This is a genomic window from Cyclobacterium sp. (assembly GCF_014762705.1).
Lineage (GTDB): Bacteria > Bacteroidota > Bacteroidia > Cytophagales > Cyclobacteriaceae > Cyclobacterium.
Window position 1 is genome coordinate 101,147 of the sequence record NZ_JABURL010000013.1, and the last position, 21,691, is coordinate 122,837.

Annotated in this window: 21 protein-coding genes; 10 read left to right on the plus strand and 11 right to left on the minus strand. The window is 40.8% G+C overall.

All coding sequences use genetic code 11. The annotated features are described in order from the left end of the window. Window positions 1-72 precede the first annotated feature (72 nt). The 3 genes from HUJ21_RS01265 to HUJ21_RS01275 are packed head-to-tail and all read right to left on the minus strand — an operon-like array spanning window position 73 to window position 2,879. A complete protein-coding gene (locus HUJ21_RS01265) occupies window positions 73-1,113 on the minus strand; it encodes a VWA domain-containing protein (RefSeq protein ID WP_166142322.1) in 1,041 nt (346 codons plus the stop codon). Beyond that, on the minus strand, window positions 1,106-2,008 hold the full coding sequence (locus tag HUJ21_RS01270; protein ID WP_291366654.1) for a hypothetical protein: 903 nt from the start codon (window positions 2,006-2,008) through the stop codon (window positions 1,106-1,108). The genes HUJ21_RS01265 and HUJ21_RS01270 overlap by 8 nt, the downstream gene beginning before the upstream one ends. After that, window positions 2,001-2,879 (minus strand): DUF58 domain-containing protein, encoded by an 879-nt coding sequence (locus tag HUJ21_RS01275; protein ID WP_166142326.1) that lies wholly within the window; start codon window positions 2,877-2,879, stop codon window positions 2,001-2,003. The genes HUJ21_RS01270 and HUJ21_RS01275 overlap by 8 nt, the downstream gene beginning before the upstream one ends. Before the next feature lie 106 nt (window positions 2,880-2,985). On the opposite strand from HUJ21_RS01275, the gene HUJ21_RS01280 reads away from it, so the two are divergent. Next, window positions 2,986-3,324 carry a DUF4296 domain-containing protein gene (locus HUJ21_RS01280; RefSeq protein ID WP_291366655.1) on the plus strand — a complete coding sequence of 113 codons (339 nt, stop codon included), beginning with the start codon at window positions 2,986-2,988 and terminating at the stop codon, window positions 3,322-3,324. Further along, window positions 3,325-5,718 carry an endonuclease MutS2 gene (locus HUJ21_RS01285; protein ID WP_291366656.1) on the plus strand — a complete coding sequence of 798 codons (2,394 nt, stop codon included), beginning with the start codon at window positions 3,325-3,327 and terminating at the stop codon, window positions 5,716-5,718. Between the two features lie 26 nt (window positions 5,719-5,744). Here HUJ21_RS01285 and HUJ21_RS01290 read toward each other — a convergent pair whose 3' ends face one another. Genes HUJ21_RS01290 through HUJ21_RS01320 form a run of 7 tightly spaced genes read right to left on the minus strand, consistent with a single transcriptional unit; the run spans window position 5,745 to window position 11,862 of the window. Continuing rightward, a complete protein-coding gene (locus HUJ21_RS01290) occupies window positions 5,745-6,170 on the minus strand; it encodes a nuclear transport factor 2 family protein (RefSeq protein WP_291366658.1) in 426 nt (141 codons plus the stop codon). A 29-nt stretch (window positions 6,171-6,199) separates the two neighbouring features. After that, window positions 6,200-6,682, minus strand: a complete 483-nt coding sequence (locus HUJ21_RS01295; RefSeq protein WP_291366660.1) for a hypothetical protein — start codon at window positions 6,680-6,682, stop codon at window positions 6,200-6,202. 44 nt (window positions 6,683-6,726) lie between these two features. Then, window positions 6,727-7,362 carry an ATP-binding cassette domain-containing protein gene (locus tag HUJ21_RS01300; RefSeq protein ID WP_291366661.1) on the minus strand — a complete coding sequence of 212 codons (636 nt, stop codon included), beginning with the start codon at window positions 7,360-7,362 and terminating at the stop codon, window positions 6,727-6,729. 1 nt (window position 7,363) lies between these two features. Next, window positions 7,364-8,143: an acyl-ACP--UDP-N-acetylglucosamine O-acyltransferase gene (gene lpxA / locus HUJ21_RS01305; RefSeq protein WP_291366662.1), complete on the minus strand. Its 780-nt coding sequence runs from the start codon at window positions 8,141-8,143 to the stop codon at window positions 7,364-7,366. Continuing rightward, entirely contained in the window at window positions 8,140-9,534 is a 1,395-nt protein-coding gene (locus HUJ21_RS01310; RefSeq protein ID WP_291366664.1) for a bifunctional UDP-3-O-[3-hydroxymyristoyl] N-acetylglucosamine deacetylase/3-hydroxyacyl-ACP dehydratase, read from the minus strand. Before HUJ21_RS01310 ends, lpxA begins: the two co-directional genes overlap by 4 nt. A 47-nt stretch (window positions 9,535-9,581) precedes the next feature. Continuing rightward, window positions 9,582-10,604 carry a UDP-3-O-(3-hydroxymyristoyl)glucosamine N-acyltransferase gene (gene lpxD, locus HUJ21_RS01315; RefSeq protein ID WP_291366666.1) on the minus strand — a complete coding sequence of 341 codons (1,023 nt, stop codon included), beginning with the start codon at window positions 10,602-10,604 and terminating at the stop codon, window positions 9,582-9,584. Between the two features lie 16 nt (window positions 10,605-10,620). Next, on the minus strand, window positions 10,621-11,862 hold the full coding sequence (locus HUJ21_RS01320; RefSeq protein WP_291366668.1) for an HD domain-containing protein: 1,242 nt from the start codon (window positions 11,860-11,862) through the stop codon (window positions 10,621-10,623). Between the two features lie 51 nt (window positions 11,863-11,913). On the opposite strand from HUJ21_RS01320, the gene HUJ21_RS01325 reads away from it, so the two are divergent. Genes HUJ21_RS01325 through HUJ21_RS01335 form a run of 3 tightly spaced genes read left to right on the plus strand, consistent with a single transcriptional unit; the run spans window position 11,914 to window position 15,120 of the window. After that, on the plus strand, window positions 11,914-13,467 hold the full coding sequence (locus HUJ21_RS01325) for a PglZ domain-containing protein (protein ID WP_291366670.1): 1,554 nt from the start codon (window positions 11,914-11,916) through the stop codon (window positions 13,465-13,467). 7 nt (window positions 13,468-13,474) lie between these two features. Beyond that, window positions 13,475-13,903: a tRNA (adenosine(37)-N6)-threonylcarbamoyltransferase complex ATPase subunit type 1 TsaE gene (tsaE, locus tag HUJ21_RS01330; RefSeq protein WP_291366672.1), complete on the plus strand. Its 429-nt coding sequence runs from the start codon at window positions 13,475-13,477 to the stop codon at window positions 13,901-13,903. Continuing rightward, window positions 13,900-15,120, plus strand: a complete 1,221-nt coding sequence (locus HUJ21_RS01335) for an alanine dehydrogenase (RefSeq protein WP_166142347.1) — start codon at window positions 13,900-13,902, stop codon at window positions 15,118-15,120. Before tsaE ends, HUJ21_RS01335 begins: the two co-directional genes overlap by 4 nt. 11 nt (window positions 15,121-15,131) lie before the next feature. Here the strand turns inward: HUJ21_RS01335 and HUJ21_RS01340 are convergent, their stop codons facing one another. Then, complete coding sequence (locus HUJ21_RS01340) at window positions 15,132-15,596, minus strand: response regulator (protein WP_166142349.1); 465 nt, start codon at window positions 15,594-15,596, stop codon at window positions 15,132-15,134. A 261-nt stretch (window positions 15,597-15,857) separates the two neighbouring features. On the opposite strand from HUJ21_RS01340, the gene HUJ21_RS01345 reads away from it, so the two are divergent. From HUJ21_RS01345 to HUJ21_RS01365, 5 genes are all read left to right on the plus strand, one after another. Then, complete coding sequence (locus tag HUJ21_RS01345; protein WP_291366676.1) at window positions 15,858-16,967, plus strand: ThiF family adenylyltransferase; 1,110 nt, start codon at window positions 15,858-15,860, stop codon at window positions 16,965-16,967. Continuing rightward, a complete protein-coding gene (locus HUJ21_RS01350) occupies window positions 16,957-17,658 on the plus strand; it encodes a hypothetical protein (protein WP_291366678.1) in 702 nt (233 codons plus the stop codon). Before HUJ21_RS01345 ends, HUJ21_RS01350 begins: the two co-directional genes overlap by 11 nt. Continuing rightward, window positions 17,655-19,787: a 7TM diverse intracellular signaling domain-containing protein gene (locus HUJ21_RS01355; protein ID WP_291366679.1), complete on the plus strand. Its 2,133-nt coding sequence runs from the start codon at window positions 17,655-17,657 to the stop codon at window positions 19,785-19,787. Before HUJ21_RS01350 ends, HUJ21_RS01355 begins: the two co-directional genes overlap by 4 nt. Window positions 19,788-19,793: 6 nt before the next feature. Then, window positions 19,794-20,882, plus strand: a complete 1,089-nt coding sequence (locus HUJ21_RS01360; RefSeq protein ID WP_291366681.1) for a hybrid sensor histidine kinase/response regulator — start codon at window positions 19,794-19,796, stop codon at window positions 20,880-20,882. Window positions 20,883-21,081: 199 nt separating this feature from the next. Next, entirely contained in the window at window positions 21,082-21,627 is a 546-nt protein-coding gene (locus HUJ21_RS01365; RefSeq protein WP_291366682.1) for an inorganic diphosphatase, read from the plus strand. Window positions 21,628-21,691 lie beyond the last annotated feature (64 nt).

Here is a 21,691-nt window from a genome sequence, read left to right on the forward strand (position 1 = left end):
TGAGCCACCAAAAGGAAATCCCGTACATTAAATGCACGGGATTTCTCTATGAGCCTGTATCGGAATGTCCCGTTAATCCAATAGGAAATTATTGAAAAAGGTACTTTTTAAAATCATCCAAAAGAAGAAAAATACGATCCCCCAAAAAAGGTAAGGCCGGTAATAGTCCATGGTTTCCTTGTATCTGGATTCTATGATTTCAGCTTTTTCCAATTCGTCAATCCTTGCAAAAATATTCTCCAGGGCCTGATCATCTGAAGCCCGGAAAAACTCTCCATCTGTTATTCTGGCAATATTTCTCAGGGTTTCTTCATTCAGGTAACTTTCGATCATTTGGGGTCTTCCGAAAAAATCTGTGCCGTAAGGTACCATACCATCCTTTCCAACAGCAATGGTATAGGTTTTGATCCCCATGGCTTCCGCCAATTGGGCGGCAAAAACAGGGTCTACATTTCCTGCATTGTTATCCCCATCACTCAAAAGGACCATTACCTTGGATTTTGCCTCTGATTCCCGCATTCTGTTGGTAGCGGTGGAAACGGCACTGCCAATGGCTGTTCCTTTGGCATCCATCATATTAAAGGTAATGCTTTCTACCAGATCTGTTAAAAGTTCGTAATCTGTGGTCAGCGGGGCAAGGGAAAAGGCTTCTCCTGAAAAAATAACCATTCCTATCCTGTCTGCTACCCTGCCATTGATAAATTCGATGGCGGTTTCTTTGGCGGCTTCCAGGCGGTTTGGGGTAAAATCCTGTAAATCCATAGATTCAGAAATATCCAAAACAAGCATGATATCTATTCCCTCGGTATACTGCTCAACTTTTTCATTGGTGCGTTGTGGCCTGGCAAGCGCAATGACCACCATCCATAGCGCCAGTAGAAAGAATAAGGATGGTATCAGTCTCAGGTAGGTCCATGGATTATTTCTGGAGATCATTTTAGGAAGAGAAAGTTCCAGGACCGGTTTTTTCAGCAGTTTGATAAATTTTCTTATCAAAAGAATGAGCGGTATGGCCCAGATAAGGTGCAACAGGAAAAAATTTTCCCATTCATATGAACGGAATGTTTCCTGTGTAAACCAGGTCCATGAGATATAGGAAGAGATGTCATCCATGCTGTCGAATATTTTCTATTTTTTCTTCCAGTTGCTGCCTGGATACTTCAAGCAAGCTGTCACAGGCCTCCCGGATATGCTCGTCTATCCTGTTGGCATAAATGATCAGTTCTATTTTTCTGAAATCTTTGACAATGTCCGGGTTTTCAAGGTATTCCGAGATTTCCGTGGCTGTCCATTCCTTGTAAGGCAATCCGGTAAGATTTTCCAGGTAACCTTTCCAAAGTCCCAAAAGTTCGTCAGCCTCCTGGATTTCGGGTTGATCTACTAAAGTTTGCATGGATTGCTCCCAGTTGTTGAGAAAATGTTTCCATTTCTTATTTTCCCGATAAATTTTCCAACGTTTTCTGATGCCTCCTCCAAAGAAATATACTGCCAAAACCGCTAATATCACCAATGCCAGCAAACCAATGATCAGGTAGGGATAGTTAAAGGCCGTAGGGATACTCAGGTAGCTGTCATTTTGCTGGAAAGCCAGGTCTTCCGGCAATTCGTCTATGGTGAGTTTTAATGCAAGGGGCGCCGCCTCCGGAAAATGGCTGATACTGTCATATTTCAAGACTTCAAAAACCGGCAAGCGGAAAAGTTGAAGGGAATCCAAAGAAAAATTAGAAAGCCAGTACACCGCGCTATCCAGAGTTGTACTATCGGTGGTCAGCGAGGCAAAGGTTTGTTTCTCCAGAAATTCAAATTCCCCAAAATTGTACGTTGAATCGGGAAAAAGTAGGGGAAGGTCGCTTGGGTAACGTGCTTTTAAAACATAACCCACCCGTTCACCCAGCATGGCTGAATCCTGAAGGAAATAGCTTTCCACCGCAACATCCTGCCCCTTAACATCGGTAGCAAGCATCAGCAAAAAAAACACCGGGAAAAATACTTTTGTTACTTTATCCACGCTTCATGGTTTTATTTCTCAACTTAAATAATTCCATTAAAGGTAGAACAATGTCTTGTTGGGTGTCTATTTGCAGGTAATTGATTTGGTTTTTTTTACAGAAATCTTTTAGTTTTACACGGTCACTGGAAAAGGAAGTGGATATTTTCCTTGAAAACCCGCCGAAAGCAGTGTTTACCCAGGTTGTTTTTCCTCCTTCTTTGTCGAATACCGGAATGATTCCAAGTGATGGAAGTGCAGATTCGATAGGGTCCGTCATTTGTAGCACGACCAGGTCGTGCTTATTGGCCAAAGCTTTTAACGGTTTTTCATAATTTTCGTCGATAAAATCAGAGATGACAATGATGACGCTTCTTTTCTTTATCAGATTCAGACAAAAAGTAAACATGCCGTAAAGGTCAGTTCCTAAAGATCTATTCTTGTGGTTAAAGATTCCCTTGATAATTTTAACCGCCTGTCTGCTTCCTTTGCCCGGCAAAATGATCTTTTCTTTTTCGTCTGAATAGCTAATCAACCCCACTTGTGAACCTTCATGGATACCAGCAAGTGTCAAAACTCCGGCTATTTCCCGTCCCAGATCTATTTTCTTTCTTTCTTTGCTACCTATATCCTGTGATCCACTGATATCCAACAGAAAATAAACCGCCTGGTCTTTGTCTTCCTTAAAAGTTTTGACAAAGGTACCATGTCCTTTTGCAGAAACCTTCCATTCAATTGTTCTGATGTCATCGCCGTATTGATAGGGACGAAGGTCGTCAAATTCCAATCCAGCCCCTTTAAAAATGGATTGGTGATCACCCTGTAGGTGGCTATTGGCCACTTTTCTCATGGTGATTTCGTACCTTCTTAGTTTTTTTATTAGCTGGTTCATTTTTCGGTCTCAATCAGAGGCCTAATTTAGCAGTCTCTATTGAATAATAAAACGACTTTGCCTATACTTATTGTCAATTTTAAAAGGAAATAGGTAATTTTGGATTGTGAAATATACTTATCTAGCCTTTGCTTTTATTTTTGCTCTTGCTTCCTGCCAGGAAAAGGATGTACCCGAAAACATTTTGTCAGAAGATCAGATGGTGAATATTTTGGTGGATATTCATTTAACAGAGGGTTTTGTCCAATCGCTTTCCATTCCTTACGATTCCTCCAAAGTATTGTATCCGATTCTGGAAAAACAAATCTTCGAAAAATATGGTATTCCTGATAGTGTTTATATCGAAAGCCTGGAATACTATTTGAGAGACGTGTCCAAAATGGAGTATTTATACGAACGGACTATCGATTCGCTGACCGTAAGAGAGAAAAATATTCAGGAATAAATGAAATTGTATCCTTCAAACATGGAAGAAAAGATCAATTTTGATAAAATCAAGGAATTGATCAGAGATGAATGTACCAGTAGTTTGGGAGTTGATTTTGTCGGAAAAGTAAGTTTTTCCAGGGACAAAAAATTGTTAACCAAACTTTTGGAACAGACCGACGAATTCAGGCAAATACTTGTTTCCGGAAACCCTTTTCCTGCATCAAATTTCATCAACATTTACCCTTATCTGGAAAAGGCGAAAATAGAAGGGACTTTTCTTTTTGAGGATGAGTTTCATGAGATCAGGCTGGGGCTTAAAACCCTAGATGGATGCGTATCTTTTTTTTACAAGTATCATGAAGAATATCCCCAATTGCACCAATTGTTGGGCATGGTGGAGGAAAATATCCCTTTGGAAAAAAGTATCGCAAAGGTAATTGATGAGAAAGGAAAAATAAAAAACAATGCCTCTCAGGAGCTGAACCTTATACGCACCCAACTTGCCTATGAGGAAAATCGGATTAGGAAAGTTTTGGACCATATTTACCGATCCGTCAAGGCCCAGGGCTTTACTCCTGAGGATGCCTCTGTTACCGTCAGGGGAGGTAGGATGGTAATCCCTGTTCTTGCGGAATACAAAAAGCGGATCAAGGGTTTTATCCATGATGAATCAGCTACAGGTCAGACCGTATATTTGGAGCCGGCAGAGGTTTTGGATATCAACAATGAAATCAAGGACCTGGAGTATATGGAAAGGAGAGAGGTGCAGAAAATCCTTACCAGGTTAACCGACGAACTCCGGGCATACATTCCTGTACTCAGGCGGGCATTTTATTTTCTGGGCATGATAGACTTTATCCGTGCCAAGGCCAGATTTGCATTGAAAATCAATGCAGTTAATCCGGAAATGGGTAAAGAAAAGGAACTGTCATGGGTTAAAGCCAGGCACCCCCTTTTGGAAATGGCGCTGTTGCAACAGCAAAAGACCATAGTGCCGGTCTCTATCAAACTTGATCCGAATCATAGACTACTGGTGATCTCAGGGCCCAATGCCGGCGGTAAATCCGTAACGCTAAAAACGGTGGCCTTGGTGCAGTACATGTATCAATGTGGTCTTTTGGTGCCCATGGAACCCAACTCCAGGTGCTGCATATTTGACCAGGTCTTTATCGACATTGGCGATGAGCAAAACATAGAGAATGACCTGAGTACCTACAGTTCCCACCTGATGAACATGAAGTTCTTCACCCTTCATGCCAATAAAAACACCTTGTTTTTTATCGATGAATTTGGCACTGGAACCGAACCCCAATTTGGAGGGGCCATAGCTGAAGCCATCCTGATAGACCTGAATAAGTCAGCTGCCTTTGGAATCGTTACTACTCATTACGGCAACCTCAAACAACTGGCTTCAAAAAGTCCGGGAATGGTAAATGGTGCCATGCGCTATGATGTGGATCGGTTAGAGCCGTTGTATGAGCTGGAGATTGGCAAACCGGGAAGTTCGTTTGCATTTGAGATTGCGGGTAAAATAGGCATTCCAAAGGATATCATCCTGCACGCCAAAGCCCAGGTCGGGGAAACAAGGGTAAGGTATGAAAAACTGTTGCTGAAGGTAGAAAGTGAAAAGAATAAATACGAAAACCTGATGGCAGAGACGCAGAGGAAAGAACGGCTTTTGGGGCAGCGACTCCAGGAGTACAATTCCCTGAAATCTACCTTAGACGAACAACAAAAGAACATCATCAACGAGGCAAAGACCCAAGCCAAATTATTGATGGATGAAGCCAATAAAAAAATTGAGCATACCATCCGATCTATAAAGGAGTCTCAGGCGGATCAGGAAGCCACCCGGCAATTGAGAAAAGATCTTGATGCGCATAAAGTTGCCATCCAACCGGAAAAGCCGGTGGTTTCGCAACCAAAGACGATACAGGTATTGGGAGGGTCTATTGGGGTTGGGGACCAGGTAAGGCTTAAGGACAACGGTGCCCTGGCCGAAGTGATGGAGATCAAGGGAAAACAAGCTTCCATACTAATGGGGGATCTGAAGTCCAATGTGAAAATTAGCCGGTTGGAAAAAATTTCCAATACTTCTTTAAAGAAGGAAAAAAAGGCCATGGGAAAACGGACAACTTATGATACGACCAGTAAAATGGCAGAATTCTCGCCCAATCTGGACATCAGGGGAAAAAGGGGAGAAGAAGTCCTTCAGCTGGTTCAGAACTTTATAGACGAAGGATACATGTTGGGTATGGATGAACTTAAAGTCATTCACGGCAAAGGGGACGGCATTTTGAGGGACCTAACCAGAAACCTTATCAGGAAAATGTCATCCGTCACCAGCTTCTCCGACGAACATGCAGACAGGGGTGGGTCTGGAGTGACCCTGGTGCAGCTCAAACAATAATTTTTCCCATCAAATTGATCAGATCTTTACCTTTTGTAAGCTTGCCTGGCAATAAGAACCCAGCTTTTGCCCTTTTTCTTCCATACGGTCAGCACCCCCAGGTTGACAGGGGCGGGTTCACTGTCTTTGTTGTCTGTCCGGCCGATCAGGAAATGTCTGACCAATGCGGTATTGCCTGAAATATCCACTGTTTGGTTCTCAATATTGATTTCGGTAAAATTGGATACTCCGGATGTAAGTGCTTGAATAAACGCGGATTGATCTTCAATCAATCCATTGGAATGCCCATAAGTCAATTGAGGATGGGTCAGTTTTTGGAGTTGGGATTCATCGGCATCTACCATGGCTGAAGTCAATTCGGAAACGGCATTCTCTACAGCAGCCTGGTGTTTGGTCTGGGCAAAGAGCAAAGAAGATGAAAAGAAGCAAGTAAGAAACAGGTATTTGAGCATGGGTTTATCGGGTAAATTAAATTATTGGGTTATTCCATTAAAATAAGATCGAACACATAGAATCCTGCCAGGGCTGTCACCCTTGCATTCTGTGGTGCAGGCACTACCCATTCCAATCTCAGGTTATTTTGGTTTCTGGTAAAGGAAATTTCTTTATTGGCAGCAGGCTGTATTCCCGAAAGGATAATCTTATCCAAGTTTTCTCCTTCGAAGGCCCAATTCCCATTCGTGTCAAACAGCAGATTGCTGTTTTCGGTAATGTAAGATTTTCCTGTATTGTTGGCAATAAAACGGATTTCAAAATCAGCAAATTCATTCGTTTGCACTGTGCCATCTTTGGTGACCGAACCTCCGTTGCTAACTGTCCATGTCTGACTTCCCGAGGGCCCAGTAAGTCTTTCTATGGCTTGCTCTTCGGCTGTCTTTTCAGGTTCCCCGTTTTCTCCTCCATTACAAGCTGTAAATCCCATAAGGAGCAGGAAGGCCCAAAAATAATTCATCAATGCTTTCATACTTTTCAAACTAGAGGAGTAAATTTAATCAATTCCAGGGTTAATCAAATAATACCTTGCCTTTTATAATCCTCCAGACGAAGAATTTGTTCACAGAAATCATATTCTCTGGGATCATTGGAGGCGATGACAATACATTTATCCTTTCCAAACCGGGTGATCATTTCCCTATACCATTGTATTCCTTTTTCGTCAAGATTGGAGGTGGGTTCATCCAGAAGCACAAAAGGGGCCTGTGAAAAAAAGCAGATTCCCAATTTCAGTCTTTGCTTCATTCCTGATGAAAAGAAAGAAATAGGTTTATCAATGGCATTTTCCAGATAAAGTAGGTTCAAAAGTGCAGTTGTACCGATATTTCCTTCCGGTTTTTTGAATTGAAAATGAAAATTCAAAAACTCATTGAGGGTGAATTCTTCGGGTAACTCCAGGTAGGGGGCACTGATGACCAGGTGTTTGTATATTTCTTCGGGAGAAATTTCATTCTGGTCCTTTGAAAACACCAAATTTCCTTCCGTGAGAGGCATCTGTGCCGACAGACATTTGATCAGGGTAGACTTTCCGGAGCCATTATTTCCGGTAACGGCCATTCTCATTCCGCTTTTCAAGCTCAGGTCCAGGTTTTTAAAAATCCAATCTCTTTGAAATTTTTTCCCAGCCTGTTTTAGCTCAACGGACAGCATATCACTGAATATAACCTTTCATTACGCCCCTCTCTGAGGAGCGTATGAAGTTGACAATCTCATCCCGCTCTTTTGTGGCAGGAAGGTTGATTTCAATTTCCTCCAGGGCTTTGCTGTTGTTCCAGCTGTTTAAAAACAAATACCGGTAGACCTCCTGGATTTCGCTTATCGTTTTGCCTTCAAATCCCCTTCTTCTTAGTCCCAGGGAATTGACTCCGGCATAACTCAAAGGTTCTCTGGCAGCTTTTGTAAAAGGCGGAACATCTTTCCGGACCAGTGAACCGCCGGAAATCATGCTGTGCATTCCTATTTTAACAAACTGGTGTATGGCACTGCTGCCACCAACAAATGCCCAATCATCAATGTTGACATGTCCCGCTACCTGTACCGAATTGGCGATGATTACCCGGTCATGTATCAGGCAATCATGGGCTATATGTACATAAGCCATTAAAAGGCAATCATTGCCAATTTTGGTGGTCTTTTTATCCGCCGTTCCCCTGTTTATGGTTACAAACTCCCTGATGGTCGTATTATTTCCGATTTCTACCAGAGAGTCCTCACCTTTGTATTTCAGGTCTTGAGGAATGGCTGCAATAACGGCACCTGGAAAGATGCTGCAGTTTTCTCCAATTCTTGCACCTGGATAAATGGTGACGTTTGAGCCAATCCATGTACCTGCTCCGATTTCCACATCAGAATGGATGGAAGAAAAAGCTTCAACTGAGACATTATCTCCCAACCGGGCATTTTTGTTTATTTCGGATAATTTGCTGATCATGTGTCTTTTCTTACAATGCTGGCAGTCATTATGGCTTCACAAACCAAGGCATTTCCTACAAAAGCCTCCCCCTTCATTTTTGCGATTCCTCTCCGGATGGGATTGAGAAGTTCACATTTGAAGATCAATGTGTCACCAGGCAACACCATTTTTCTAAATTTGCAGTTTTCAATACTAAGGAAATAGGTCCAATAGTTTTCAGGATCTTCCACAGTACTGAGAACCAATATTCCTCCGGTTTGGGCCATGGCCTCTACCTGTAATACTCCTGGCATAACCGGATTGTTGGGAAAGTGCCCCATAAAAAAGGGTTCGTTGATGGTGACATTTTTCACCCCCGCCACCAATTTGTCATCAAGATAAATGATTTTGTCCAGCAATTGAAACGGATACCTGTGAGGAAGAATGTTGCTGATCTGGTTTATGTCCAGTACCGGAGGTAGTTTGGGGTCATAGTAAGGGATATTCATGGGGCCTGATTTTTCCATGGCCCTTTTGATTTTTTTTGCAAATGCCACATTGGCCGCATGGCCGGGCCTGGCAGCGAGTATCTGGGCTTTTAAAGGTCTGCCCACCAGTGCCAGGTCACCAATGACATCCAACAGTTTGTGTCGGGCCGGTTCGTTTTTATACCTGAGTTCTACATTGTTTAAAATTCCCTCTTTCTGAACTTCAACCTTTTGTTTATTGAACATTTTGGCCAGGCTTGACAATTCCGCCTCTTCGACTATGCGATCTACTACTACAATGGCATTATTCAGGTCACCGCCTTTTATCAGGTTATTGTTATAGAGCATTTCCAACTCGTGAAGGAAACAAAAGGTCCTGCACGAGGCAATTTCATGCCGGAATTGACTGATATCGGTAATAGAAGCGTGCTGGCTTCCAAGAACCGGGGAGTTATAATCTACCATTACGGTGACCCTGAAATCGTCCAGGGGCAAGGCTGCCATCTCCACTTCCCTGGCGCTGTCCTTGTAATGGATGCTTTCAGGTACTTCAAAAAATCTACGAAGTGCATTTTGTTCTTCCAGACCTGCATCTTCCAGGATCTCAATAAATTGAATGCTACTGCCGTCCAAAATAGGGGGTTCAGGCCCGCTAAGTTGTATCAGCACATTGTCTATTTCCATGCCTACCAGTGCAGCCAGCACATGTTCTACAGTAAAGACCCTGGCCCCGCTTTGCTCCAGGGTAGTGCCTCTGGATACATCTACCACATTGTCTACGTCCGCATCGATAACTGGCTGGCCTTCCAGATCCATCCTTTGAAACTTATAACCATGGTTTGGATTGGCCGGCAAAAAGGTCATGTTGGCTTCAATACCTGTATGTAATCCTACTCCTGATAGGGTGACTTGTTTTTTTATGGTATGCTGTTTTACTTTCATTAAAATAAGTTACTAAATGGCTGCGATGTCCCAATTAACTGACAAATTTATAGTTTTTTTTCCAGCTCTCTTAATTTGTCCTGAAGTAAAGGTAATTTTCTGAAAATGGAATATGATTTCAAAAACCCCTTTATGTCAAACCCAATGTATCCAAAAATCGTTTTTCCCGGTTCGGTGACCGATTTCATGATACCAGAGTTGGCTCCCACAGTGGTATTATCGGCAATCTGGATATGCCCCACAATACCGCATTTCCCAGCCAAAACGCAGTTCTTTCCGATGGTTGTTGACCCTGAGATGCCGGCCTGGGAGGCCACTACTGTATTTTCTCCCAGGCTTACATTATGGGCTATCTGTACCTGATTATCGATTTTAACTCCTTTACCGATATGTGTGGACCCCATTGTTGCGCAATCAATGGTGGTATTAGCCCCTATACTTACCCCGTCTTCCAATACTACATTTCCCAATTGAGGGATATTCTTGTAGGTACCATCAGGCTGGGGGGCAAAGCCAAATCCGTCAGCCCCTAGAATACTCCCCGCATGAACCTCACAGTCATTTCCAATTACAGTCCTGGAATATATTTTGACTCCTGGGTAAAAGGTGCAGTTATCCCCTATGGTTACTTCGTCACCTATGTACACCTGTGGATAAATTTTCACATTTTTACCGATACTACAATTTTTTCCCACGTAGGAAAAAGCTCCCCGGAAACAATTTGCCCCGATTTTACTGCTTTCATGAAAGTAATTGGGTTCCTCAATACCTGAAATCTCCGATTTCACCATCTTGGCATAGGTCTCCAGGAGTTTTGTGAAGCCGGAATAGGGATCCTTTACCCGGATCAGGGTTGTTTTATATTGCTTCTGGGGTTTAAAACTATCCGCAACGATGATAGCGGAACAGTCCGTATCGTAAAGGTGTTTTTCATACTTGAGGTTGGATAGAAATCCAATGCTTCCTGCTTTTCCCTCCTGTATTTTGTCAAGGCGATTGATTTTCCCAGAACCATCTCCTTCCACGCTTCCATCCAAAAGTAGTGCAATTTCATCGATGGTAAATTCCATTTAATTCTTAATTGTTTTACCGTAAAGTTAAATTTTTAGCATGACAAGCATAATATTTTTTCACTATTTTGCTCATGGCTTTTATATTTGGCAAATCCGCCGCCATGGCCACGTCCATTACCTCCCCCTTTTTTGTCAGGATCCAAATCTTGTCTTTGGCCAGGTATCCGTAATTGCTGATTTCACCGGAAGAAAAGAAATATTCCATATCCTGATTGGAAAAAGAATGTTTGCTTTGCACCTTTCGCTTCATGTGTCGAATCTCTTCAGCGGAAAATGGCTGATTGCCCAAATGTATTTTAAACAAGTTTCTGGTCAGAAACATATGGGAAATTTCCCGCAGGACAAAATCTTCTTCGTTTTTCCATAGTTTGATGGCACCCCAAACATCAAAATCATCCATTTGGGAAAAGTCATTCAGCCAATCCTTTTGCCCTTCTTTGGGATCATTGGACGGGTCTTTTTCCAGAAACAGGAGGAGTTCTTCGGATCCCGGCAGATTTATTCCGGCATTTTTCAGTTCCCTGGCCCTTAAAATCAGATTGATAAGCATTTTCTCAGCGCAAACAGTCGTTTTATGCAGGTATACCTGCCAATACATTAATCTTCGTGCACTCAAAAAATTCTCAATACTGTAAATTCCTTTTTCTTCAATGACTACCTGATCGTTTACGATGGTCATCATTTTGATGATACGGTCTGCCCCAATTGTGCCTTCTGAAACTCCGGTAAAAAAGCAATCTCGCTGTAAATAATCCAGGCGATCAATATCGAGTTGGCTGGAGACCAGTTGGTGAAAGAATTTTCTTTCGTAACTTCCCACAAATATTTTTCTGGCCAATGAAAGTTGGCCATGAAATTGCTTATTCAATGCATCAAAGAATAGCAGGGAAATGGCTTCATGATGTAGTCCTTTAAGAAGAATCGACTCCAAAGCATGGGAAAAAGGCCCATGACCGATGTCGTGCAGTAATATTGCCAAAAGGGCAGCTTCATATTCCTCTTCAGATATTTCAATGCCTTTATTGCGCAGTTGATCAAGGGTAATGCTCATCAAATGCATGGCTCCAATAGCGTGATGGAATCGGGTATGCAGGGCTCCCGGGTAGACCATATCCGTCAAACCTAATTGTTTGATTCTGCGTAACCTTTGGAAATAGGGGTGGTCTATTACGGCAAAAATCAATTCACTGGGAATATTGATGAACCCGTACACGGGGTCATTGATGATTTTATGGCTTTTCAATGTCCTGTTCATAAAGGCAACTTGCCAAAAGTAATTAATCTAAAAAGAATTAAACCAATTGATATGGAAAATTTCAAAATATTGTGGGCTGATGATGAGATTGACCTCTTAAAACCGCATATCTTATTCCTGGAGCAAAGGGGATATGATATTGTGACCGTAAACAGTGGACTGGATGCGGTGGAAAAGGTAGAAGCGGAAAATTATGACGTAGTGTTTCTGGATGAAATGATGCCGGGAATGACTGGCCTGGAAACGCTGCAACAGATCAAAAGCCTGAAACCTCAAATTCCTGTAGTCATGATAACCAAGAGTGAGGAGGAGCATATCATGGACGACGCCATTGGGGGTAAGATTGCCGACTACCTGATTAAACCAATAAATCCAAATCAGATTCTGCTATCTGTAAAAAAAATCCTTCAAAACAAGCAGCTTATCAGCGAGAAGACAAACCTTTCTTATCAGCAGGATTTCAGGAATATCAGTATGGCATATAATGATGCCATAGACCATGAAGAATGGGCAGACATCTATAAAAAACTAACCTATTGGGAGTTGGAGATAGATGAAACCGAAAATAAAAGCATGCAGGAGGTATTGGAGACGCAAAAAGTTGAAGCCAACGCAAACTTTGCCAGATTCATAAAGGAAAATTACCTGGATTGGTTGAACGTTCCCAATATCAGTAAACCTGTAATGTCTCATCAGGTAATGAAGGAACATGTTTTTCCAAAGATAAAGGAAGGCAAGCCTTTATTTTTTATCGTGATAGACAACCTGCGTCTCGATCAATGGGAAATGATTGAAAATCAACTGGGAGATTATTTTACAGTCAAAGAGGACAAAACCTATTATAGTATTTTGCCTACCACTACTGCTTTTTCCAGAAATGCTTTGTTCAGCGGATTGATGCCAATGGATATGGCCAAATACCATCCTGATCTTTGGGAAGGAGAGGATACGGATGAAGGGAAAAACAATAACGAAGCGGAATTTTTGAAAGTGAACCTGAAAAAAAACAGGCTTTCTATTCGTTCAAGCTACCATAAAATATTGCAGACCAATCAGGGAAAAGCTGTTTTGGATCAATTTCCCAATTTGATGAAAAACGATCTGAATGTATTGGTTTATAATTTCGTGGATATGATGTCACATGCCCGAACAGATATGAAGATGATCCGTGAACTGGCCCCTGATGAGTCGGCCTATCGATCTCTTACCAATAGTTGGTTTTTACACAGCTCCCTATTTGAACTATTTAAAAAAATCAGTTCGGCGGGTGCGGAGGTAATCGTAACCACTGACCACGGTACCAAGCGGGTAAACAAACCCTATAAAATTGTAGGTGATCGAAATGTGACCACAAACCTGAGGTACAAACAAGGGAAAAACCTTAATTTTGAATCAGGAAAAGTATTTGAAATCAAAAAACCCGGTGAAGCCAAACTCCCTCAACTGAATATCTCTTCCAGTTATGTGTTCGCTGTGGAAGATTATTTCTTTGCTTACCCCAACAACTACAATTATTATGTGAATTTCTACAAAGACACCTTTCAACATGGGGGGGTTTCTTTAGAAGAAATGATTATTCCAATAGTGCATTTACAGCCAAAATAAACGCTTTTTGAAAACAATACATTGCAATCATTTAAATGAAATTTCAAATTCCGCAGAATTAATCCTAGATTTATGCAGGGGAATTGATGTTTGGGTGTTTAAAGGGGAGATGGGGGCAGGCAAGACCACCTTGATCAAGGCTATCTCGGCCTTACTTGAAGTCAATGACCCGGTAAGTAGTCCCACATTTTCAATAGTGAATGAATATGCTAGCAAGGATGCCGGAATGATTTATCACTTTGACTTTTATAGGATTGAAGATCCTATGGAGGCCGTTGAAATAGGTGTTGAGGAGTATTTTGACAGCGGGCACTATTGTTTTGTAGAATGGGCAGAAAAAATTCCCTCGTTTTTGCCAGATGAATTTGCTTTGATTGAAATTGAAAAGGGGGAAAAGGAAATGAGAGAAATAAGTGTAAAAATAATCCATCAATGATAGGGGGATCAGGATTTTCCGAAATAGCCAGAGAAACGGGAGTGTTCACTCAAGAGGCTGTAGCCAGGGTGAAAAAAAAAGGTTCGCAGGTTTTGATCGGTATTCCCCGGGAAACGGCGGAGCAGGAAAACAGAGTAGTCCTTACACCTGAGGCAGTGGGTCTTTTGGTAAATAATGGGCAACGGGTAAAAGTTGAAACAAATGCGGGTATTTTATCCAAGTTTTCTGACAAGGATTATTCCGATGCCGGAGCATCCGTTGTTTACTCCAGCAAGGAGGTGTTTGATGCAGATGTTGTATTGAAGGTAGAGCCTCCGGTGGCGGAAGAAATAGGCTACATGCGGCAGGGTGCTTGTCTGATATCGGCACTTCAGCTGGGTAAACAAAAAGCTGCTTTTATTCAACAATTAAACCAGAAGAAGATCACCGCGGTGGCCTTTGAGCACCTTGAAGATAAAGTAGGTGGGATGCCGGTGGTAAGGGCCATGAGTGAAATAGCAGGTAGTACGGTAATGCTGATTGCAGCTGAATACCTGAGCAGTGTGAGTGAGGGAAAAGGAATGATTTTGGGAGGAATCACCGGTGTGCCTCCCACCCAGGTGGTCATCATCGGTGCTGGAACAGTTGCCGAGTATGCTGCAAGAACAGCCCTGGGCCTGGGCGCAAACATCAAAATTTTTGACAACCACATTTATAAATTAAGGCGGATAAAACAAGTATTGGGCCAGCAGGTTTTTACATCAACTATCGATAATTATGTTCTGGGACAAGCGCTGAAAGAAGCAGATGTGGTGATTGGAGCCTTAAGGGCTGAAAAGGGTAGACCTAAGTTGGTGGTTTCTGAAGAAATGGTTTCCCAAATGATGGAAGATAGTATCGTAATCGATGTCAGCATTGATCAGGGAGGCTGCATAGCCACTGCAGAGATGACTAGCCACAATGAACCAGTATATAAGAAGCATGGGGTGATTCATTACTGTGTGCCTAATATTCCCTCAAGGGTATCTAGAACAGCCTCCTACTCCCTCAGCAATATTTTCACACCGATTCTTTTGCAGATGGCAGATCTGGGTGGCGCAGAAGAAATGATCTTCAATTACAAATGGTTCATGAAGGGGGTTTATACCTATAGGGGTAGCCTGACCAATGCCCACCTGGGCAGAAAGTTTCAAATGGCTCACAAAGAATTACAGCTTTTGCTGGCAGCAAGATACTAAAGGAAAAATCCTCAGGAAAGCAGGTTTTGCCTGAGGAGAAACTCCAGTTGATCATTGGCTTTCAGTAAACTATCTGTAAGTTGTTTGTTCTCCCTTCTCAGGGAGTACACTTCAAAAGCATTTTTCACTACCGTTCTTAGGTAATCTTCTTCCCAGGGCTTGGTCAGGTAATGGTAAACCTTACCTTTATTGATGGCATCTATCACAGCCTGAATATCGGTATATCCGGTAAGTAAAATCCTCATCGGATCAGGGTGCATGGGTATGATAGACTCCAAAAAATCCACTCCATTTTCCTTGGGCATCCTTTGATCTGTAATAATGATGTCTATATCTTCCTGGAGCAAAATATCCCTTCCCTCGTCAGCAGATTCAGCCATAAATATTTTGTAATCCCTCCTAAAAGTAGCTTTAAAAGCTTTAAGGTTATTGACTTCATCATCTACATAAAGTATCCTAATCTTATCTTTTTCCATGCCTTAAATATCGTAATAACCTATTGATTTGTTAAGAATAAGAAATTGAATTTTAATTTTAAATAAAATATCGTTCTTTTTCAATTAATATTCATTAGTTTAATCGTATTATATTTATATTCAAAAGTTTATTTTATAAATTAAAGAATTAAACCTTAAATACAAAAAAAAATATAATAAATTAATTCTGTATTTTTGATTGTTTATTACTACAAAAATATAACTTTACCCATATTATAACCTTTTTTAGGCAGTAAAATTATGGAAAACTCAAATAAAAAATCTGAGTTTATGCATCCCTACAAACCCTTAATCTTTTCTCCTTATGTTCAGGAGGATATGGATACAATGGGAAAATTGAAGGACACAGGTAAAGTTCTGTTTTTCGACACTTTTGAACTTCAATTGACGGAGCTCATTAAAATGGAAAACCCAAAAAGAAAACTATCTTTAGAGGAGTTGTCGGAAAAAAAAGCAGATTATTACACCGCATCTGAAAAAAATGCCTCTGAAAATGGCAATTGGGTCTATTATCCCTGGAGAAATACCGTGGTCAGAATTTTGGAGGAAAAAGATTTCATCAGGTTGCGAACAGTCAGGAACCAGTACAAGATCACCCTGAAGGAACAGGAGCAGCTACAAAAACAGGTGATTGGGGTGATCGGGCTTTCTGTTGGTCAAAGTGTTGCATTGAGTTTGGCCATGGAAAGGTGCTTTGGCGAGCTTAGGATAGCAGATTTTGACACGCTGGACTTAAGCAACATGAATAGAATAAGAACGGGTTTATTTAACCTTGGTCTTAAGAAAACCTGGATTGTTGCCAGAGAAATTGCCGAAATTGATCCCTATCTGAAAGTAACACTGTACGATGAAGGTACTACTGAGGCCAACATTGATGACTTCCTGACTAAAGGAGGCAAGATGGATCTACTGATTGAGGAATGCGACAGTTTACAGATAAAAATTTTAAGCAGGATAAAGGCCAGAAGCTCAGGTATACCTGTGATGATGGATACCAGCGATAGGGGTATGATGGATATTGAAAGGTTTGATCTGGAGCCTGAAAGACCCATTTTCCATGGATTGTTGTCGGACTATGGAGAAGAAAGGGAATTATTGAAGATGCTTCCGGAAAAGGGAAGGGAAATAATGATTTCACTATTGGAGTTTGAAAAATTGTCTGATAGGGTTAAATACAGTTTTGGGGAACTAGGTAAAACCATAACCTCATGGCCACAGTTGGCATCCTCTGTTTTACTGGGGGGGGCGGCCTGTTGCCATTACGCCAGAATGTTACTTCTAGGCCAGGAGGTAAAATCCGGCAGATTTTATGTTGATTTGGACAAGATACTCAATTTGAATGAAAGTTAGAGTTAGGATAGTTAGGGCAATTGATGATATTGATGCCACGGAAAAGTATATTTATGGCCACCATAAGGTATTGGAATCTTATGGTATTACGAAAGTGACTTCTGCGGACCGTTCCTGGGCTCTTAATCCCCATGTATACCTGATACTCTTTGAGTCAATAGAGGATTTGAGAATTTTAGGTGGAGGAAGAATACAGCTCAGAACCGAAAATTTCCCCCTTCCTTTTGAGCTGGCCATAAAAGAAATAGATCCAAAAATTATGGATTATATGGCTGATTTTAAGGATCTTGAAGTAGCTGAATATTGTGGGCTTTGGAACAGTAGGGAAGTAGCGGGTTATGGGATAGGAAGTATTTATTTGGTACGGGTAGGTATAGCTATATTGCCCCAGTTGAATTTAAAAAAGCTTTTTGGATTAAGTTCCCCGGTGACATTAAGTATTTCCAAGAGTGTAGGATACCAGGTAATTTCGGTTTTAGGGGATAATGGTTCGTTTTATTATCCCAAGGAAGGGCTGATTGCCACTGCTTTGGAAATAAATGATATCAAAGAACTCTCACATGCTCAAATGGCTGAAAGAGACTATATTTTTGAGCTGAGGAAAAAAATCAATTTCAACACCGTAGAAAGTGGTCCTAAAGGAGAAATGGAATTGCAATTTGAACTTCAAATACCTAAACCTGATAAATGAAAAACTTTTATACGTATTTAAGAAGCATAGGCTTGTCCTTGTTTTTGATTTTATTTGTCACCCTGCCCATCATTTACTATTTAGGTATTTTCAGTCAGGATGAAGGGCTGAGGTTTGAAAAATACGCCTATTTTGTTTCTGATAAAAATATTGGAACTGAAACTTTGAAATTGGATCAATTTCAAAATGAAGCCTATCAAAAAATTGATCTGGGTGTTATTGATGAGAATTTGTATGTCAAAGTTGATTTGGAGGATTTAAATGGGTTGGTAAAGGACAGCCTTTACATTGTGGAAATAAGCAACCCTTCTTTCAGGGAAGTAGAACTGATGAGATATGATGGTTCAGGGAATTTGGTTTCCAAACAAACTTCCGGAACGGCTTTTTCCAAAACCAACCCATTAAAGAACCCCAATCCTTTTTTCAGACTCAGGATGGAGGAACCCTACAGCTCCATATTGGTTTTCAGAATCATGTCGAATGTTCCCCTGGAATTTGATGCTGCCATATCTCCTTCTGATTCCTTTTTTCAAAACTACAGCCTGAGACTGATAATAATCAGTTCTTATTTCGGAATAATGATTGCCTTATTCCTCTATAATTTTATACTTTATTTTTCGGTAAAGGACAAAGTATATCTTTTTTATTGCTTTTATATTCTTTTCATCGCTTTGGCCCAACTTTCCCTTTCGGGATATTCTTACTTTTTCCTGATGGAAAACGCTTACCTATATGAAGTGAGCATCATTGGCTTTACCACGCTTTCAAGCATTTTTGTGATTCCTTTCATCCAGTTATTTTTAAAAACCAAAGTATACGTTCCCAAATACGATCAATGGCTTTACCTTATCCCCGTATCCTATTTTGTTACCCTGATATTCAGGATTTCCGGTTTTGTGGAGTTGAGTTATTCCTTGACAGATTTGAATGGAATGATTTTAGCGATTTGCTTTTTCACGATAGGAATCATAGCAGCGAGAAAAGGCTACAGATCGGCTTATTTTTTCCTATTGGCATGGAGTTTTTTATTGTTTGGGTTAGTGGTCTACATATTGCACAATCAGCGGATTATTGATCTGGGATCCTATGCCAACTTCCCTCTTTTGGCGGGCACGGCTATTGAAGCATTATTGCTTTCCTTTGCTTTGGCCGACAAGATCAATATATTGAAAAAAGAAAAGGAAAAGGAGCAATTGGATAAACTGGAAGCCCTTAAAGAAAATGAAAGGCTGATAAAAGAGCAGAATTTATATTTGGAAGAAATGGTCAAATCAAGGACAGAAGAGCTTGAAATGACATTGAAAAATCTTCAGAATACACAAACTCAACTTGTCAACCAAGAAAAGATGGCTTCATTGGGTCAGTTAACTGCAGGGATTGCACACGAAATCAATAACCCGATTAACTTTGTCAGCTCCAATATCTCACCGCTTAAGAGAGACCTAAATGATATACGTGAATTGATGGAAGTATATAGGGAGAAGGGGAAAGAGGAATTTTCTGAAGAAAGTAAATCCGAAATCTCCGACCTGGAAGAAGACATAGAGATTGATTATTTATTGGAGGAAGTTGAGCAATTGCTTAATGGAATGGAGGATGGTGCCAAGAGGACAGTAGAGATCGTCCGCGGTCTGAAATTATTTTCAAGGGTAGATGAACAAGATGTCAAGGAAGTTGATATTCATGATGGGATAGACAGCACACTGATCTTGCTCAACAGTACCATGTCCGGGAAAATTAAATTAACCAAAAATTATGGGTCCATTCCTCAGGTTGAATGCCTTGCGGGGAAAATGAATCAGGTATTTATGAATATCATCAGCAATGCCATTCATGCACTTTTGGATCACCCAATGGAGGGAAGAGAACCTGAATTGACAATCACTACCTCTTTTCAAAATGAAAGGGTGGTAATTAAGATTGGAGACAATGGACCGGGCATGCCGGCACAAGTTCGGGAAAAGATTTTTGAACCTTTTTTTACAACCAAACCAGTTGGTAAAGGCACCGGACTGGGATTATCCATTGTTTATACGATTATTGAAAACCATAAAGGGAATATTAAAGTTGACTCGGAAGAAAAAATAGGTACTACTTTTACCATTGAATTACCGACCAATCAAAATTAACAGCTAATGACAAAGAAAATCAATGTGCTGTACATAGATGATGAGGATAACAACCTCAATTCTTTTAAGGCTGCATTGCGTAGGGATTTTAAGGTTCATACTGCTTTGGATGCAGAGGAAGGATTGAAGATAGCTGAAACCAGAGAATTCGAAGTTGTTATTGCCGACCAGAGAATGCCTGGCATTACCGGGGTGGAGTTTTTTGAAAGGTTAGTGAAAATTAACCCGGACCCCATCCGTATTTTGCTTACAGGGTACTCTGATATTTCAAGTGTAATTGATGCCATCAACAGGGGAGAGGTTTATCGTTTTATTGATAAGCCATGGAATCTTGAGCAGATCAAAAATGCCGTCATCAATGCAGCAGAAATATACTATGCGAGAAAGGAACTGAAAGAAAAAAATGAGCGGCTGGAAAAACTGCATTCTGAAATGAACCAGTTTGTTTACAGTTTATCTCATGAACTAAGAGGGCCCTTGATGAGTATTTCAGGTATATCAAAACTCGCTAAAATGGAAGTTAATGAGCCTGGAATCGTAGAGTATTTTGAGATGATTGATTCGGCGACTCTCAAACTCGATGATTTTATTTATAAAATGCTTGATTTTTACAGGTCCACAAAAATTGAAAACAAAATAGTTTCCATCGATTTTAAGGGGATTTTTGATCAATTGATGAAGGATTATCAACTTAAATGGGATTTGAGTGAAATTGAGCTGAGTTTTGATATTTCCCAGGAAGAACCCTTTTATTCTGATGAATCGAAAATCCGTGTAATCCTCAATAACCTTTTTAGTAATGCGTATAAGTTTCAGAAAGAAAATGGCAAGCGGTGGATCCACATATGCATAAAAGTCAGCCGAAATAAGGCTTATTTGGAGTTAGCTGATAATGGTATTGGAATAGAGGAAAAACATCAGTCGGATGTGTTTAATCTTTTTCACAGGGCTACCCAAAGGAATGTGGGGTCGGGACTTGGTCTGTACATGGTCAAAGAATCGGTAGAACAGCTGAAGGGGAATGTAGTATTGAAATCAGATGTAGGGAAAGGGACTTCTGTACAGGTGCACCTGCCTGATTTGAATAATAATTAGCCTGTTATTTTTTATCCACAACCTGCGAAAACCGGCCTTTTAGTTTTATTTTTCTATAGCCCTTATTTAATTGTCTGATTCATGAATTCCGGTGACTTGGCTAATTTGAGATGTGCCAAAAATTTCTTTTTTTCCTTTGTTCAGATATAAAATGGAGGTAATTTGCACTTCAATTAATAGTAATTAAAATGTTTTTTATATGATTAATCCTTGGCATGATGTAAGCATAGGTGATGATTTGCCCGACTATGTAATGGGCATTATTGAAATACCCAAAGGAAGTAAAGGAAAGTATGAACTTGACAAAAAATCAGGCATGCTACTTTTGGACAGAGTGCTGTTTTCCGCAGTTCATTACCCGGCAAATTACGGGTTTATTCCCCAGACTTTCTGCGAAGACCATGATCCATTGGATATATTGATCATATCTCAAATTGATATTCCTTCCATGACTTTGGTAAAAGCCAAAGTCATTGGTGTGATGAGAATGGTGGATGGCGGAGAGGCCGATGACAAAATCATTGCTGTAGCTGCTGAAGACCAATCTGTCAACCATATTGAAGATATTTCCGAGCTTCCTCCCCACCTGATGAAGGAAACCCACCGGTTTTTTGAGGACTATAAAAAACTCGAAAACAAGGAAGTAAAAGTTGAGGATTTTTTGGGTAAAAAAGATGCCACCAGAATCATAAATGACGCGATTGAACTTTATGATAAGACATTCAGAACCCTGAAGCAGAAATAACCTGTATATTTGGGACTTATTTTAAGCAGATTGTTGCTGGCTTTGTAACGGACCATGGCAAAAG

Bases quoted from the DNA above. Each gene is read 5' to 3' on its own strand.
- HUJ21_RS01265 (WP_166142322.1), bottom strand. From the start codon at position 1,113: ATGGATGACATCTCTTCCTATATCTCATGGACCTGGTTTACACAGGAA.
- HUJ21_RS01275 (WP_166142326.1), bottom strand. From the start codon at position 2,879: ATGAACCAGCTAATAAAAAAACTAAGAAGGTACGAAATCACCATGAGA.
- HUJ21_RS01285 (WP_291366656.1), top strand. From the start codon at position 3,325: ATGAAATTGTATCCTTCAAACATGGAAGAAAAGATCAATTTTGATAAA.
- HUJ21_RS01290 (WP_291366658.1), bottom strand. From the start codon at position 6,170: ATGCTCAAATACCTGTTTCTTACTTGCTTCTTTTCATCTTCTTTGCTC.
- HUJ21_RS01295 (WP_291366660.1), bottom strand. From the start codon at position 6,682: ATGAAAGCATTGATGAATTATTTTTGGGCCTTCCTGCTCCTTATGGGA.
- HUJ21_RS01300 (WP_291366661.1), bottom strand. From the start codon at position 7,362: ATGCTGTCCGTTGAGCTAAAACAGGCTGGGAAAAAATTTCAAAGAGAT.
- lpxA (WP_291366662.1), bottom strand. From the start codon at position 8,143: ATGATCAGCAAATTATCCGAAATAAACAAAAATGCCCGGTTGGGAGAT.
- HUJ21_RS01310 (WP_291366664.1), bottom strand. From the start codon at position 9,534: ATGAAAGTAAAACAGCATACCATAAAAAAACAAGTCACCCTATCAGGA.
- lpxD (WP_291366666.1), bottom strand. From the start codon at position 10,604: ATGGAATTTACCATCGATGAAATTGCACTACTTTTGGATGGAAGCGTG.
- HUJ21_RS01320 (WP_291366668.1), bottom strand. From the start codon at position 11,862: ATGAACAGGACATTGAAAAGCCATAAAATCATCAATGACCCCGTGTAC.
- HUJ21_RS01325 (WP_291366670.1), top strand. From the start codon at position 11,914: ATGGAAAATTTCAAAATATTGTGGGCTGATGATGAGATTGACCTCTTA.
- HUJ21_RS01335 (WP_166142347.1), top strand. From the start codon at position 13,900: ATGATAGGGGGATCAGGATTTTCCGAAATAGCCAGAGAAACGGGAGTG.
- HUJ21_RS01340 (WP_166142349.1), bottom strand. From the start codon at position 15,596: ATGGAAAAAGATAAGATTAGGATACTTTATGTAGATGATGAAGTCAAT.
- HUJ21_RS01345 (WP_291366676.1), top strand. From the start codon at position 15,858: ATGGAAAACTCAAATAAAAAATCTGAGTTTATGCATCCCTACAAACCC.
- HUJ21_RS01350 (WP_291366678.1), top strand. From the start codon at position 16,957: ATGAAAGTTAGAGTTAGGATAGTTAGGGCAATTGATGATATTGATGCC.
- HUJ21_RS01355 (WP_291366679.1), top strand. From the start codon at position 17,655: ATGAAAAACTTTTATACGTATTTAAGAAGCATAGGCTTGTCCTTGTTT.
- HUJ21_RS01360 (WP_291366681.1), top strand. From the start codon at position 19,794: ATGACAAAGAAAATCAATGTGCTGTACATAGATGATGAGGATAACAAC.
- HUJ21_RS01365 (WP_291366682.1), top strand. From the start codon at position 21,082: ATGATTAATCCTTGGCATGATGTAAGCATAGGTGATGATTTGCCCGAC.